This is a genomic window from Marinobacter sp. CH_CUG1437-1 (assembly GCF_037029655.1).
GTDB classification, from domain to species: domain Bacteria; phylum Pseudomonadota; class Gammaproteobacteria; order Pseudomonadales; family Oleiphilaceae; genus Marinobacter; species Marinobacter salsuginis.
The window spans coordinates 58,199-73,432 of record NZ_JAYMEW010000003.1; the positions used below are offsets into that span (position 1 = coordinate 58,199).

The window sequence follows — 15,234 nt, forward strand, 5'->3', positions numbered from 1 at the left end:
CCCTTTGATACGTAGAGCGTTCGTTTCTTGCCATAGACTCCATCGTTGCCAATAAAACAAAAACAAGGAGTCAAGAATGCTCAATGTTATCGATGGCACTACCCCTGCAAAAAGAACACCTATCGCACGCCTGTTGCCCACTGCGGTTGGCCTGGCATCGCTGGGTCTGATGGCCGGACAGGCGCAGGCCCAGGACCAGACGGTCGAAGAGCGGCTCGCGGCCCTTGAGGCAAAGCTGGCCGAGGTGGAGCCGAAGGCCAGTGGCCTGGAGGGCTTTTCGTTCAATACCTATGCCCGGTCCGGGCTGCTTCTCAATGGCGACCTGCAAAGCGCACAGGGTGGTCCTTACCTGACCCCCGCAGGCTCCGTTGGTGGCGCTGTGGGCCGCCTCGGCAATGAGCCTGATACCTACCTTGAAGCCATCCTGAACTACAAACAGGTGGCCGAGAACGGTACCAGATCCCACTACCGGCTGATGATCGCCGATTCCACAACGTCCTCGAATGACTGGACCGCCGGCGATGGCGCCCTGAACGTTCGTCAGGCCTACGTGGAATTCAGTAACCTGGCCAGTTTTTCCGGTGTTTTCGAGGAGGCCGCGATCTGGGCTGGCAAGCGTTTTGACCGGGACCTGAATTTCGATATCCACTGGCTCGACAGCGACATCGTTTTTCTGGGTGGTCTGGGCGCGGGCGTCTACGACGTGACCTTTGCGGACGGCGTAAAGTCCAACTTCTCCCTCTACGGCCGAAGCTTTCTGGAATTCCCTTCCGACATTCAGGACCAGGACATCACATCAGACACAGACAACCTGATCCTTACCGCCAATAACTACTTCGGTAACGTGCAGTTTCTAATCAATGGCATGAAGGCCCAGGAAAACGATCTCCGCGTGGTTGGTGGTGTCACTGAAGCCGCCGAAACCGGCTTGCACACCATGCTGGCGTATCACGGGGACAGTTTCTTCGGGCTGTCAGACGGTAACTTCAAGGCCGCGGTCATCCATGGCACCGGCCTGGGGGCCGAAACCAAGAACATCGGCGCTGATGGCGACCTGCATGAGGATGCAGTCAGCACCCGTGTTGCTGTCTACGGCACCACGTATCTCAGCGAAAGCTGGCGGTTTGCGCCGGCGATTCTGGCGGAAACCAGTGAGGATCGCTACATCAAGGGCGACGAATACCAGTGGCTGACCTTCAACGCCCGCATTGCCCAGGAGCTGAGTGCGAATTTTGAAATGCAGTACGAGGCCTCCTGGCAAACCATGGATCTCACCACCCTCGGCTACCAGGGTAGAAATTCCGTGGATGGCGACTACAGCCGTTTTACGGTAGCGCCCACCTTCAAGCCCCAGGTCGGCGGGTTCTGGAACCGTCCGGAAATCCGCGTGTTTGCAAGTTACTCCACCTGGGATGACGAGCTTGAAACCTACGCTGCTGGCGATGCACTTGGCGTCGACAGTGATTTCGAAAGCAGTCAGTGGACCTTTGGTACCCAGATGGAAATCTGGTTCTGAACCTGATCTGGACAACAAAACAGGAAGGAATTGACCATGACTAAGTTCAAAAAAACGCTTGCCGCTGCAGCCGTATCTGCAGCGTTGCTTCCCACCCAGGCCATCCAGGCGGGCGAAGTAGAAGTTCTGCACTGGTGGACCGCTGGTGGTGAAGCCCGGGCCGCGGCTGCACTGAAGGAAATGATGGAAGATCAGGGCCACACCTGGAAAGACTTTGCCGTGGCCGGTGGTGGCGGTGAAGCGGCCATGACCGTGCTCAAGACCCGCGCTGTCTCCGGCAACCCGCCGGCTGCCGCCCAGATCAAGGGCCTGGATATCCGGGAGTGGGCCAAGCTGGGCTTTCTGACCAGCCTTGATGATGTGGCCGAGGCCAACAACTGGGACCAGCTGATTCCGCCGGTGATTGCCGATGTCATGCAGTACGAGGACAGCTATGTCGCCGTACCGGTGAATGTGCACCGGGTTAACTGGCTCTGGGCCAACCCGGAGGTACTTGAGAACGCCGGGGTTTCCTTGCCCACGACCCTCGAAGAATTCTACGCCGCGGCCGAGAAGCTGAAAGCCGATGGCATTGTTCCCCTGGCCCATGGTGGCCAGCCCTGGCAGGACGCAACGGTTTTCGAGGCCGTGGCTCTCGCGGTCATGGGCCCGGAAGACTTTGCCAGCGCCTTCGTTGAGCACGACATGGACGTGATTAACAGCGCACAGATGGAAGAGGTCTTCGCCGAGTTTGCCAAGGTGATGAGCTACGTGGATGACAATGCAGCCGGCCGTGACTGGAACACCGCCACCGGCATGGTTATTCGAGGCGAGGCGGCCATGCAGATCATGGGCGACTGGGCCAAGGGAGAGTTCACCGCTGCTGGCCTGACTCCTGGTGAGGATTACATCTGTGCCCCGGCCCCGGGTACTGGTGGGCAGTTCACCTTCAACGTCGACTCGTTCGCCATGTTCAGCCTCAGCGATGAGGACAACACCATGGCGCAGAAAGACCTGGCCCGCACGATCATGGAGCCAGAGTTCCAGACCGTGTTCAACAAGGCCAAGGGCTCGATCCCGGTCCGTACCGACATGGACATGTCCGGCTTTGACACCTGCGCCCAGGCGTCCATGGACACGTTCAAAAGCAGTGCTGACGACGGCGGACTGGTGCCCAGCTTTGCCCATGGCCTGGCCACCACCAGCTATGTGCAGGGCCAGATCTTTGACGTTGTCACCAACTTCGTGAACTCCGATAACAAGGATCCGGCCACGGCCACCGATCAGCTGGCAGCGGCCATCCAGGCGGCGCTCTGATCCGGTAGGGGCCGCCCGTCCGGGTGGCCCCCGATCCTCTCGGGAGACTCATCATGGAACACACTCAACGCCAACCTGCCAGGGTGGCCCGGGCGCCGTCACGCTTTCTGGACGCGTTGCAGCGCTGGCTGCCAAAGCTGGTTGTGGCACCCACATTCGTTCTTATCGGTGTTGGCATATACGGCTACATGCTCTGGACCGGCGTTCTGTCGTTCACCAGCTCCAGCTTCCTGCCGGTTTATGACTTTGTCGGCTTCGATCAGTACGCCAAGCTGATGGCCAACGACCGCTGGCTGACCGCCTCTGTCAATCTGGGCATCTTTGGCGGCCTTTTCATTCTCAGTTGCCTGGTTATTGGCGTGATACTGGCGATTTTCCTGGATCAGCGGATTCGCCAGGAAGGTGCCATCCGCACCATCTATCTCTACCCCATGGCCCTGTCGATGATTGTCACCGGCACCGTCTGGAAATGGATCCTGAATCCCAGCCTAGGGCTGGAAAAGCTGATGCATGACTGGGGCTGGACGTCGTTCAGTTTCGACTGGCTGGTTAGCTCGGACATGGCCATCTATACCATCGTGATGGCCGCGGTCTGGCAGGCCTCCGGCTTCGTCATGGCCCTGTTCCTGGCGGGGCTGCGCGGTGTGGATTCATCCATTATCCGGGCCGCCCGTGTCGATGGCGCCAGCCTGCCGCTGATCTACTGGAAAATCATCCTGCCGTCCCTGCGACCGGTATTCTTCAGTGCCGTCATGGTACTGGCCCACATTGCGATCAAGAGCTTTGACCTGGTGATGGCCATGACCGCCGGTGGACCGGGCTATTCCACCGACTTGCCAGCGGTATTCATGTACGCCCACACCTTCACCCGCGGCCAGATGGGCCTGGGTTCCGCCAGTGCCATGTTGATGCTTGGCGCCATCCTGGCATTGATCGTGCCCTACCTGTACTCGGAACTAAGGGAGAAACGCCATGACTGATGTCGTTCGCACGGGCTTTCGTCCCAGCCGCGTGGCCATCTACGGGCTCTTGCTCCTGGCCGCCCTGGTCTATCTGATTCCGCTGTTCATCATGCTGGTGACCAGCTTCAAGACACCCATGGATATCCGTACCGGCAACCTGATGGCCCTGCCCACGGAGTGGACGACCATCGGCTGGACCAAAGCCTGGTCCGAGGCCTGTACCGGGGTCCAGTGCGAAGGGATCAGCGGGTATTTCTGGAATTCCTTCAAGATGACCGTGCCCGCGGTACTGATTTCCACGTTGCTGGGTGCCTTCAACGGCTATGTGCTCTCCAAGTGGAAGTTCAAGGGCTCTGACCTGTTCTTTGGCATGCTGCTGTTCGGCTGCTTCGTGCCGTTCCAGGTGGTTCTGTTACCGATGGCAGCCACCCTCGGGAAACTGGGCCTGGCCAACACCACAACTGGTCTGGTGCTGGTGCACGTGATCTATGGGGTGGCCTTCACCACGCTGTTCTTCAGGAACTATTACGTGGCCATTCCAGATGCCCTGATCAAGGCAGCGCGCCTGGACGGTGCCGGCTTCTTCACCATTTTCTTCCGCATCCTGCTGCCCATGTCCACGCCGATTTTCATGGTGTCGCTGATCTGGCAGTTCACCCAGATCTGGAACGACTTCCTGTTTGGCGTGGTGTTCGCCAGCGGTGATAGCCAGCCCATCACCGTGGCGCTCAACAATCTGGTCAACACCAGTACCGGAGTAAAGGAATACAACGTGGATATGGCGGCAGCCATGATCGCGGCGCTGCCCACACTGGTGGTCTACATCGTCGCCGGCAAATATTTCATCCGGGGTCTGACCGCCGGATCTGTGAAAGGTTGATCTGAGAGGATAACAACAATGTCTCAACTGGAACTGCGGAGCATCCGCAAAACCTATCCGGGCGTGGCCGAGGAAACCCTCAAGGGGATCGACATCGACATCGCCTCCGGTGAATTCATCATTCTTGTGGGCCCGTCCGGCTGTGGCAAGTCCACGCTGATGAACACCATCGCCGGTCTGGAAACGATTAGCGACGGTTCGATAGTGCTCGACGGCAAGGACATTTCCACCATGGAGCCCAAAGACCGGGACATCGCCATGGTGTTCCAGTCCTACGCCCTTTACCCGACTATGTCCGTGCGTGAGAACATCGCCTTCGGCCTGAAGATACGCGGTCTGCCAAAGCATGAGATCGATCAGGAAGTGGAGCGGGTGGCCGATTTGCTGCAAATCTCCCAGCTGCTCAACAAGAAGCCGGCCAACCTGTCCGGCGGCCAGCAGCAGCGGGTCGCCATGGGCCGGGCACTGGCCCGGCGGCCGCGCATTTACCTGTTTGATGAGCCGCTGTCCAACCTGGACGCCAAGCTGCGGGTGGAGATGCGTACCGAGATCAAGAAGCTGCATCAGCGCCTGAAAACCACGATCGTGTACGTAACCCACGATCAGATCGAGGCCATGACGCTGGCGGACCGGATTGCCGTGCTCAAGGACGGCGAGCTGCAGCAGCTGGGTACTCCGAAAGAGGTCTATAACACCCCTGCCAATCTTTTTGTGGCCGGTTTCATGGGGTCGCCGGCCATGAGCTTTGTGACGGTGACAGTGGCCCAGGGAGAACAGGGGCTGTACGCCGAGGTACGGGGAAACAATGGCGGCACCCTCAGGCTTCCGGTGCCGGACTACCTGGCCAACCGGGTTGGAAAAAAGGTGATTCTCGGTATCCGACCGGAGCACATCACCCAGCCCCAGGATCAGAAGAACGACCAGTCTCTGGTGGCGAAAGGTGAGTTCACGATTGAAGTCACCGAGCCCACCGGCCCGGATGTGATCGCTCTGATCCAGCTGAACGATACCAACGTCCATTGCCGGATCGACCCGGAACACCCGGTAACCTGGGGCGAGACTGCCGAGCTGATGTTTGATATGAAAAAGGTCGTGTTCTTCGATCCGGACACGGAAAAGCGGATCGCCCCGCACTGACAGGCTGTTGCGGCTTTAAAGTTGCTCCACGTTCGCCAGCAGGTATTCGGCGCGCTGGAGCAAGGCTTCCCGTTTCTCGGGTTTTTGCTTGTCCCAGTTCCTGTACATCATGCCCATTCGCGGGTTGTTGGCGAAGTCGTCCCGATGGCGATCTATGAAATGCCAGTACAGGGCGTTGAACGGGCAGGCGTCCTCTTCGGTGGCCTTGTTCACCTTGTAATGGCAGTTCGAGCAGTGATCCGACATGCGCTGGATGTACTTCCCGCTGGCGGCGTAGGGCTTGGAGCCCAGGTAACCGCCGTCGGCGTGCATCACCATGCCCAGCACGTTGGGCAGTTCCACCCAGTCATAGGCATCGGCGTAGACCGCCAGGTACCAGTCGCAGATCTCCTCCGGTTTGATGCCTGCCAGCAGTGCGAAGTTGCCGGTGACCATCAGCCTCTGGATGTGATGAGCGTAAGCGTTGCGGCGGGTGGCATCGATGGCCTTGTGCATGCAACGCATTTTCGTATCGCCGGTCCAGTAGAACCAGGGCAGGGCGCGGGTGTTACCCAGGCGGTTCTCCTGGGCATACTCCGGCATGTTCATCCAGTAAATACCCCGCACAAACTCCCGCCAACCCAGGATCTGCCGGATAAAGCCCTCCACCGCGTTGATCGGTGCCCGTCCCGAATACCAGGCCTGGGCCGCCGCTTCGCAAACCGCCACCGGATCCAGCAGCCCGGAGTTGATATAGGGCGACAGGATGGAATGGAACAGCCAGTCTTCGGTGTCGGAAATCGCGTCCTGGTAATCGCCAAAGCAGGGCAGGGCATAGTCAATGAAGTGCTCAAGCGCCGCCTGTGCGTCTTCCGCCGTTACGGCAAAGTGGAAGTCGTCGGTGGTGCCGAAATGATCGGCAAGATGCTCGTCCACCAGCGCGATCACCTCCCGGGTAATGGCATCCGGTTCCACCCGAAAGGTCGCCGGGGCCGGCGGCTTGCCGGTCCACTTCTTGCGGTTATCGGCGTCGAAATTCCATTGCCCGCCCTCCGGTTCGCCTTCGGAGGTCATCAGCAAACCGGTCTTGCGCCGCATCTCCCGGTAGAAGAATTCCATCCGCAACTGTTTCCGGCCCTCGGCCCAGTCCGTAAATTCCTGCTTGGTGGCAATGAACCGTGTATCCGGGCGGATCTCCACCGGCACACCGAGGCGTTCATGCCAGCCACTGATCTGTTCGTGCAGCCGCCATTCCCCGCACTCGGTGGTGATGACTTTTTCCGCGTTCATACGCTCCACCTGCTCGCCAACCACCGCTTCGAGGCTCTGGTGCTTGTTGTCCCGGTGATACGGCTGGTAGTGCACCTGCCAGCCATCGCTCTCCAGTTGCCGGGCAAAATGGCGCATGGCGCTGAACAGCAGCACAATCTTCTTCTTGTGGTGATTGGTGTAGCTGGCTTCGTCATGAACTTCGGCCATCACCACCAGATCCCGATCCTTGTCGGCGTTGTCGAGAGCGCTGATGTTTCTCGTTAACTGGTCGCCGAGAATCAGAATCAGGTTGGCCATGGTGGGGGAATCCTCCAGTCAGTAAGCTGCGGGCTATGCCCACAAAGGGGTAAACCAAGTACGCCAAGAGCCCAAGGGTGGTTCAGTCTCCGGGCTGGTAAACTCAAACCATCAGTCACCTGACCCGAATCAAGAAGCCAGCCAAAGGATTGCCCTAGAATGCCGGCAAATCCTCGATGCCCCCGTTATACCCCAGAGCGCTTATTATGACCTCCACATCCGCACTCAAAGCCCATGACTCAACCCTGCCGGAATTCATCTGGGATGATGCCCTGATCCGACGCTACGACCTCAGCGGCCCGAGGTACACCTCCTATCCCACGGCCGTCGAGTTCAACCAGAACTACCCGGTGGAAGAGATGGTCAAGGCTGCGGCCCGCAGCAAGGCCAGCAATCGTCCGCTGTCGCTCTATACCCACCTGCCGTTCTGCGCGCACCTCTGTTACTACTGCGCCTGCAACAAGGTGATCACCAAGAAGCGCGACAAAGCCATGCCCTACGTGGAGCGGGTGCTGAAAGAGGCGGCCATCCAGTCAAAACTGTTCGGGGCCGACCGGCCGGTCACCCAGCTGCATTGGGGCGGCGGTACCCCCACGTTTTTGCCAAAAGATGTGATGGAACACCTGATGGCGGGATACGGGGAGTTGTTCAACCTGCAAACCGGCGATGAGCGGGATTACAGTGTGGAGATTGACCCGCGGGAAGTGGACCAGGATACCCTGCCAACCCTGTGGAACCTGGGCTTCAACCGGATCAGTCTCGGCGTTCAGGACGTCAACCCTGAGGTTCAGAAAGCCGTGAACCGTATCCAGCCGCGGGAAATGACCGAAGCCGTGCTCAATGAGGCGCGGCGCATCGGCTTCCGTTCTATTAACCTGGACCTGATCTACGGCCTGCCGTACCAGACGCCGGAAAGTTTTGCCGAGACACTGGAAGCGGTAATCGAGATGTCTCCGGACCGGCTGTCGGTGTTCAGCTATGCCCACCTGCCGGACCGCTTTTATCCGCAGACCCGGATTCAGGGCGACACCTTGCCCAGTCCGCAGCAGAAGCTGACCATCCTGCACAACACCATCAATCGCCTGCTGGACGCCGGTTATGAATACATCGGCATGGACCATTTCGCCAAGCCGGACGACAGCCTTTCTGTGGCACAGCGCGAAGGCCGCCTGCACCGGAATTTTCAGGGCTATACCACCCACTCCGAATGCGACCTGGTGTCGCTCGGTGTTTCCGCTATCGGCCAGACCGACGATGCCTATTTCCAGAACAATCACGACCTGCCTTCCTGGGAGGCCGCCATTGATGCCGGTCAGTTGGCCATCACCAAGGGCGTGAACCTGACTCGCGACGACCGGATCCGCCGCTGGGTGATCGGCCAGCTGATCTGCCAGTTCCGGCTGGACCGCCACCAGTTTGCAGAGGCCTGGAGCGAAGATCTGGACCGCTATTTTGCCGATGAGCTCCGCCGTCTGAAGCCCATGATTCAGGATGAGTTGATTGCTGATGATGGCAATACCCTTCAGGTGCAGCCCGCCGGTCGGCTGCTGATCCGGGCCATCTGCCAGATCTTTGATCTCTATCGCAAGGAAGGCGCCAGCCAGCGGTTCTCCAGGATCATCTGACCCCTTTTCATTTTCCCAAATAAAAAGGGGGCTGCCCGTTACCGGACAGCCCCGTTTTGCATCTACTGGCGTCAGCTATAAGCCGGCACCTTGAACTCATTGGCCAGGTCCTGCAGCACCCGCGCCAGCCGTGCCTGCTCGCCGGTTACCTGGGTGATTTCCTGGGAGCCGGCCAGGGTCAGGATGGCGGCTTCGCTGACCGATTCCATGCTGCCTGCCAGTTCCCTTGTAACTGCTACCTGTTCTTCGGAGGCGGTGGCAATCTGGCTGGCCATATCGGAAATGCTGTTCACATCGGTCAGGATATCCGCGAAGGTCTGCTCCAGCTCGGATGCCTGCTCGCTGGTGGCATTCGCCAGTTTGTGGCTTTCCACAATCGAGCGGCTGGCGTTGTCAGTTATGCTCTGGAAGCCATTGATAATGTCTTCGATCTGGGTGGTGGACTCGTGGGTCTGTTGCGCCAGGGTCCGAACTTCGTCGGCAACCACCGCAAATCCTCGGCCGTGCTCGCCCGCGCGGGCGGCTTCAATGGCTGCGTTCAGGGCCAGCAGGTTGGTCTGGTCGGCAACCTTCCGGATCACGTCCACCACATCGGCGATGGTTGAACTGCGGTTTTCCAGTTCTTCGATCACCTCGTTCACCTTCTGAACCGATTTGGCCAGGGAACGAATACTTTTTACGCTGCCGTGCAACACCTGCTCGCCACTCCGACTTTTTTCCATGGCGCTGCGTGCAGCATCGGCCACCTGCTGGGTGTTCCGGGAGATCTCCTCGGAAGTGGCAGACATCTCTTCGGTGGCCGCTGCCACCTGTTCGATCTGTTGCTGCTGGTTTTTCACCTGGCTGGCATTCTGGCCGGCGGTGGAGCTGGTCTCCTCGGTAGCGGTGGCCAGCTGGACGCTGGATTTGTCGATGTGCAGTAGGGCGTTGCCGAAGCGTCCGAACAGCTCGTTAATGGCCTTACCGATGGTGCCCACCTCATCCCGGCTGGAGATTTCAATCTCGCGGGTCAGGTCCTTGTTGTCCATGGCAAACCGAACGCCATCGAGCAGTCGGCCGACCTGCAGATTGATGGCACGGATGATCACCAGCATCAGCACCAGTACAGCCAGAACGGCACCTGCGGAAATGCCGGAGGCCAGCATCAGGTCGTTCCGGGCGTCGGCAACGCCATCTGATGCCAGACTCACCACGTCGGATAACATATCCTTTCTCGCCTGATTGAGGTTGCCGATTCGCTGGGTGGTGGTTGTAAACCAGTCAGAGGCGTCCAGTGCATACATGCCTGACGGGCTGCTGAAAAGTGTTTCACGGCGCTGGGCCAGAGCCTGGCTTGCAACACTGCGGTTATGATTTTCCAGGGTTGCACGGATCTCATTGTCAGACGCCAGCATTGTGATGGCTTCGTTGAGGAAGGCTTCCTGCTGGCCGCCGAGACCCGCAATTCGGGCCACGGTGGGCAGGTCGAAGTCACCGCTGCGAATCATGGAGGCGCCCGCGGCTCTCTCACGGCCGGCCATCTCCGCAACCTTGGCGAGGGCGTAGTAGCCGTTAACCTCGCGGGTCAATTCCGGATCGGTTGAGCGCCGGACAATAAGGCCAATCCGGTCGATTAATCCCATGATCATCGCGGTGTAGCGCGGAGCGACGTCGCTACGGTTGTCGACCGACCGACGCAGAGCGTCTATGTTGTCGAGTTCCTGGCGAACGGACTGAATGCTTGTTTCAACCATCCTGTCAAACGATGCATCTGTCATCAGGGCAGTGATGTGGCGCTGATACTCTGAAATCCGCGTGTCGGTTTGTCGCCGCTGTTCCGCAAGATCTCTTTCGGCCTGCCGGGCGGCATCGCTTCCCGGGCTGCTGGCAAGGAAAACCGCGGAGCGACCACGCTCTTTCTGCAGGGCTTCGGTGAGAGGATCACCGGCTTCAGCCAGTTCGATCTTCGAGAGCAGTTGTCGCATGTCATCCAGTTTGCCCTGATTCAGAACGACGCTTTCTGCCGCGAAAAATAGGATAACAAGCAGGGCCGGTACCACCAGAGTGATCAGTTTGCCCCGCATGGAGAGATTGTTGATAAATTTCATAGCGTTCTGCCTTGGCTGTCCGTGTCGGATATGCCGCTATTATCCCGGCATAGCAAGGTCGCTCTCTATCAGCGTGAAGGAGTAGCAGTGGAGGTAGTTACGGGCAGGTAAGCTTATGTTTCTGCTTGTTAAGTTTCTGATAATTATCAATTAACTGTGGCATCCGTAATACCGCGTAGAGTACCACCACAGAGGTATACAGCAGACCGGGGCTATCCTGCTGACAAAGGTCAAGGTACTCGGGCCATGCGTCCGATATGGTCGATGCCGTTAATCCAAGGCGGAGAAAACCATGGAACTTGTGTGTCCGGCCGGCAGCCTCCCGGCCCTGAAAACCGCCGTTGATAACGGCGCCAACGCCGTATATTTCGGTTTTAAAGACAGCACCAACGCACGTCAGTTTGCCGGCCTGAACTTCAATGATAAACGCGCCGCTGAAGGCATTGAATACGCCCATCTCCGGGGCGCAAGAGTGTTCTGTGCCATCAACACCTACCCGCAGCCAGACGGCTGGGAGCAATGGAAGGGGGCAGTAGACCGCGCCGCAGGTCTTGGTGTGGATGCCATTATCCTGGCCGATATGGGCCTGCTGGATTATGCCGCCAACCGATATCCGCACATCCCCCGTCATCTGTCGGTTCAGGGGTCTGCCACCAGCCACAAAGCCCTCTCCTTCTACAAAGACAACTTCGATATTCGCCGGGCCGTGCTGCCCCGGGTTCTGTCACTGGACCAGGTTCGTGGTGTGGCCAGACAGAGTCCGGTGGAACTGGAAGTCTTTGCCTTCGGTAGCCTGTGCATCATGGCCGAGGGCCGTTGCTACTTGTCTTCCTACCTGACCGACGAATCCCCGAACACCCGCGGAGCCTGTTCCCCCGCCAAGGCCGTGCGCTGGCAGGAAACAGCGAACGGGCTCGAATCCCGCCTCAACAATGTCCTGATTGACCGTTATGGCCAGGGTGAACCCGCGGGCTACCCGACTCTGTGTAAAGGCCGTTTTGAAGTTGAGGGTCATGTCTATCACGCCATTGAGGAGCCGGTTAGCCTGAACACTCTGGACCTTTTGCCGGAGCTTCAGGCGCTGGGTATCAGTGCCGTGAAGATTGAGGGGCGCCAACGGAGCCCGGCCTACATCGCGGACGTAGCCAGAACCTGGCGTCATGCTCTGGACGACCTTCAAGCCGGCACCGAAGGCTTTACGGTTGAGCCTCAATGGCAGCAGACGCTGGCGGGTCTTTCCGAGGGCGGCCTGACCACACTGGGCGCCTACCATCGCAAATGGAAATAAGGTTTCACCACCCATGCTGAAGTTATCCCTGGGGCCGATCCTGTGGTTCTGGTCCAGGCAGACCGTTTTCGAGTTTTATGCCAATGCCGCCGAGTGGCCGGTGGATACCATTTATCTGGGGGAAGTGGTGTGCTCCCGCCGGCGGGAACTGAAACCGGATGACTGGCTGGATCTGGCTCGTGATCTGAAAGCCTGCGGCAAGAATGTGGTGCTCTCCACGCTCACACTGATTGAGTCGGAGGCCGATTTGCGCCGCCTGCGACGGTTCTGTGAGCAGGATGAATTCCTGGTAGAGGCCAACGATCAGAGCGCCTTGCAAGTGGCCATCCGGAACCGAATTCCGTTTATTACCGGCCCCTCGATGAACATCTACAACACAGCCACCCTGAAGATCCTTGCCAAACAGGGCCTGAAAGAATGGAACCTGCCGGTAGAACTGGGCAAGGAAACCCTCGAGCAGCTGATCAAGGAGCTGCATCAGGAAGGACTGGATCTTCCCGCCGAGGTGTTCTCCTGGGGCTTCCTGCCTCTGGCCTGGTCCTCCCGATGCTTTACCGCCCGTCATTACAACCTGCCCAAGGACAACTGCGAGTTCCGCTGCCTGCAGCATCCGGATGGCATGGAACTGAGATCCCGGGAAAGCCAGGAGCTGTTTCGCATCAACGGCATTTCTACCCTGTCGGGCTCCCGTTACGACCTGATGCGGGAATTGCCGGCTATGGAGCGTATGGGGGTAAGCACCGTACGGCTGAGCCCGGAACATCAGGGCATGGAGGAGGTGGTCAGGCGCTTTGATAAGGTCCGCCGGGGCGGAATGCCGGACACCGACCCGCTGCAGTTGGTGGAGGCGCCCCCCTGCAACGGGTACTGGTACGGCAAGCCGGGAATGGATCTGATCGGCTGAGGCCGATCAGTCCTGAACAGGTTTGACGCCAGGAAAGCGGTCCGACACGTAGGTGCTGTGGCACTGGATGCAGTTGCCCGTCATTTTGCCAAACAGCTGGTTTTGCTTCTCCGTGTCGTCATTCCTGCCGGCCTCGGCCAGCGCCGCCGCCAGCTGATGAAACTCCTTGTCCAGCTTGATAAAGCCTTCTGGTACTGCCGACATCAGGTCTTTGCGATCCTGTTCAGTGAGGGACTGCTGCAGGATGAAGCTGTCGTGGATGTTCTGGGCCTGCTCTGCAACCTTGCCGTGCTGACCCATAACGATGGCCGAATGAATCTGACCCATGGCTGACTGAATGGACCGCATCTCTTCGCGCAGCAGACGGTCCAGCTTGTCGGTCAGCTTGGGAGTGACCGGTTCGGTGGCAGAGGCAGCGAATGATACAGTGATGGTCAGAATGACGATGCTCAGAAGCGCTCTGTTTGTTTTTATCATGAGGATGCCCCTCTATCGATTAATGTTGAGCATCATTCAGGCTATCACTCTTGGCTGGTGTACCTGTTGAGATATGTTAATTGTTCAACACTGGCGTCCGATGATGTGTAGGCACAAGATTGTGAGCCGAGCAACGTCCAGAAGTCCGCTGAAGAGGTGAGAGCTCATGGATATCCGACTGAAGCGCGCATATGCAGAACCCGCACGCTCAGATGGCCCACGGGTGCTTGTAGACCGTATCTGGCCACGCGGCGTGGCCAAGAAAAATGCAGATATTACTCTCTGGCTGAAAGGGCTGGCACCGTCGACTGAACTGCGGAAGTGGTTCAGCCACGATCCTGGCAAATGGCCGGAGTTCCGGGAGCGGTACCTTGATGAGCTGACATCAGGTGATGCCAGCGAGGATCTTGAGGCACTCAAGGAGCTGCTTGAGCAATATGACCGCATATCGCTCGTGTTTGCCGCGAAGGATACCGAGCACAACAATGCTGTGGCGCTTCGGGATTATATTTTGAACGACCAACTCTAAATAGTCAGAGGGTGGCGGCCTTCGCCTTCTGGGCCGCCCAGATTGCTGAAAACGCTCGCACCTTCTTGATCTGTTGGCGAGCCTTATTCCTTACTGAGTGCTTCCTGCGCCCACTGCCAGGCAGCAACCGTTGCCGGGAAGCCTATTGAATTCATGCCCAGCACCAGTGCGTGCTCGATTTCCTCGCGAGTAATGCCCAGTTCCAGACTGCGACGAATGTGGGATTTCAATGCGGATTCTCGACCCGCACCAACGCAAACGCCGAGTTTAACCAGAGCACGCGACTTTTCATCCAGAGGGCCGGCATCGGCGAGGGCCTTACCAAGCTGTTTGTGCGCTTGTTGCAGCTCTGGAAACCGTTCGCTGAAGTTAACGAAGGTTTTGGGGAGTTCGCTGTCGTGTTTAGCCATTGTATTTCCTCAAATTTGGGGTTTGCTTTGCCGCCATGGGCGGCTCTTGAACCTTTTGGAAAGATAGTCGATCTTCACCCGCCACTCCACGCTGTCGAGCAGGTTTTTCAGGCGTAGTCCTAGCTCGGTATCGCCTTCAATGATCAGCCGACGCTGGAAAAACAACTGGTCGGGATCCTGTCGGCGTTCCGCAAGCGCCCTGAAAGCAGCCAGTGAACCGCGAATGGTTGCCTCGCCGGGGCCATCGATTACTCGGAGGCGGCCGGCCCAGAAGCCAATGGTGATACCGGGTTGTCCGCCGTTCACTTCCAGGCGAATACGGCGGCCTTCGAAGTCATCGAATTCGCCGTCATTAATTGCCTGGCCAAAAATGCGGTTGAGCGGCGCTTCTGCAGCCAGCTGCTTCAGGGGCACCGGGATTCGGCGATCAATAGCGCCCAGCACGGGCACCGGGGAGGGCAGGTATTCCCGAAGGACCAACAACGTTTGCCCAATCAGGGGAGATTTCAGGGAGGCAATGGAAGGTAGTGAAAAGGCCATGCTTTACTCCGGGCGGTCAGTAACCGGCACAGAGT

Annotated in this window: 14 protein-coding genes; 9 read left to right on the forward strand and 5 right to left on the reverse strand. The window is 58.5% G+C overall.

Going from position 1 to position 15,234, the window contains the following annotated elements:
* Positions 1-76: 76 nt before the first annotated feature.
* The 5 genes from WA411_RS09005 to WA411_RS09025 are packed head-to-tail and all read left to right on the forward strand — an operon-like array spanning position 77 to position 5,791.
* Complete coding sequence (locus WA411_RS09005; RefSeq protein WP_291906572.1) at positions 77-1,516, forward strand: carbohydrate porin; 1,440 nt, start codon at positions 77-79, stop codon at positions 1,514-1,516.
* Between the two features lie 36 nt (positions 1,517-1,552).
* Positions 1,553-2,812: an ABC transporter substrate-binding protein gene (locus WA411_RS09010; RefSeq protein WP_291906570.1), complete on the forward strand. Its 1,260-nt coding sequence runs from the start codon at positions 1,553-1,555 to the stop codon at positions 2,810-2,812.
* 53 nt (positions 2,813-2,865) lie between these two features.
* On the forward strand, positions 2,866-3,792 hold the full coding sequence (locus WA411_RS09015; RefSeq protein ID WP_136629281.1) for a carbohydrate ABC transporter permease: 927 nt from the start codon (positions 2,866-2,868) through the stop codon (positions 3,790-3,792).
* Positions 3,785-4,654 carry a carbohydrate ABC transporter permease gene (locus tag WA411_RS09020; RefSeq protein WP_069181799.1) on the forward strand — a complete coding sequence of 290 codons (870 nt, stop codon included), beginning with the start codon at positions 3,785-3,787 and terminating at the stop codon, positions 4,652-4,654. The genes WA411_RS09015 and WA411_RS09020 overlap by 8 nt, the downstream gene beginning before the upstream one ends.
* An 18-nt stretch (positions 4,655-4,672) precedes the next feature.
* Positions 4,673-5,791: an ABC transporter ATP-binding protein gene (locus tag WA411_RS09025; RefSeq protein ID WP_069181798.1), complete on the forward strand. Its 1,119-nt coding sequence runs from the start codon at positions 4,673-4,675 to the stop codon at positions 5,789-5,791.
* Positions 5,792-5,806: 15 nt separating this feature from the next.
* Here the strand turns inward: WA411_RS09025 and WA411_RS09030 are convergent, their stop codons facing one another.
* Positions 5,807-7,339 carry a cryptochrome/photolyase family protein gene (locus WA411_RS09030; RefSeq protein ID WP_291906565.1) on the reverse strand — a complete coding sequence of 511 codons (1,533 nt, stop codon included), beginning with the start codon at positions 7,337-7,339 and terminating at the stop codon, positions 5,807-5,809.
* Positions 7,340-7,545: 206 nt separating this feature from the next.
* On the opposite strand from WA411_RS09030, the gene hemN reads away from it, so the two are divergent.
* Positions 7,546-8,964, forward strand: coding sequence for an oxygen-independent coproporphyrinogen III oxidase (gene hemN, locus WA411_RS09035; protein ID WP_136629283.1), 1,419 nt, complete (start codon positions 7,546-7,548; stop codon positions 8,962-8,964).
* A gap of 71 nt (positions 8,965-9,035) precedes the next feature.
* Here the strand turns inward: hemN and WA411_RS09040 are convergent, their stop codons facing one another.
* A complete protein-coding gene (locus tag WA411_RS09040) occupies positions 9,036-11,051 on the reverse strand; it encodes a methyl-accepting chemotaxis protein (protein ID WP_291906563.1) in 2,016 nt (671 codons plus the stop codon).
* Positions 11,052-11,343: 292 nt separating this feature from the next.
* Here WA411_RS09040 and ubiU point away from each other — a divergent pair, with 292 nt between their 5' ends.
* A complete protein-coding gene (ubiU, locus tag WA411_RS09045; RefSeq protein ID WP_136629284.1) occupies positions 11,344-12,339 on the forward strand; it encodes a ubiquinone anaerobic biosynthesis protein UbiU in 996 nt (331 codons plus the stop codon).
* A 13-nt stretch (positions 12,340-12,352) separates the two neighbouring features.
* A complete protein-coding gene (locus tag WA411_RS09050) occupies positions 12,353-13,243 on the forward strand; it encodes a U32 family peptidase (protein WP_136629285.1) in 891 nt (296 codons plus the stop codon).
* A gap of 6 nt (positions 13,244-13,249) precedes the next feature.
* Here WA411_RS09050 and WA411_RS09055 read toward each other — a convergent pair whose 3' ends face one another.
* Positions 13,250-13,720, reverse strand: a complete 471-nt coding sequence (locus WA411_RS09055) for a cytochrome c (RefSeq protein ID WP_291906560.1) — start codon at positions 13,718-13,720, stop codon at positions 13,250-13,252.
* A gap of 166 nt (positions 13,721-13,886) precedes the next feature.
* Between WA411_RS09055 and WA411_RS09060 the strand changes: the two genes are divergently transcribed.
* Positions 13,887-14,249, forward strand: a complete 363-nt coding sequence (locus WA411_RS09060; protein WP_291906558.1) for a DUF488 domain-containing protein — start codon at positions 13,887-13,889, stop codon at positions 14,247-14,249.
* 83 nt (positions 14,250-14,332) lie between these two features.
* On the opposite strand, the gene WA411_RS09065 is transcribed toward WA411_RS09060, so the two are convergent.
* Positions 14,333-14,659, reverse strand: coding sequence for a carboxymuconolactone decarboxylase family protein (locus tag WA411_RS09065; protein WP_136629288.1), 327 nt, complete (start codon positions 14,657-14,659; stop codon positions 14,333-14,335).
* 9 nt (positions 14,660-14,668) lie between these two features.
* Positions 14,669-15,199, reverse strand: a complete 531-nt coding sequence (ubiT, locus tag WA411_RS09070) for a ubiquinone anaerobic biosynthesis accessory factor UbiT (RefSeq protein ID WP_291906556.1) — start codon at positions 15,197-15,199, stop codon at positions 14,669-14,671.
* Between the last annotated feature and the right edge of the window lie 35 nt (positions 15,200-15,234).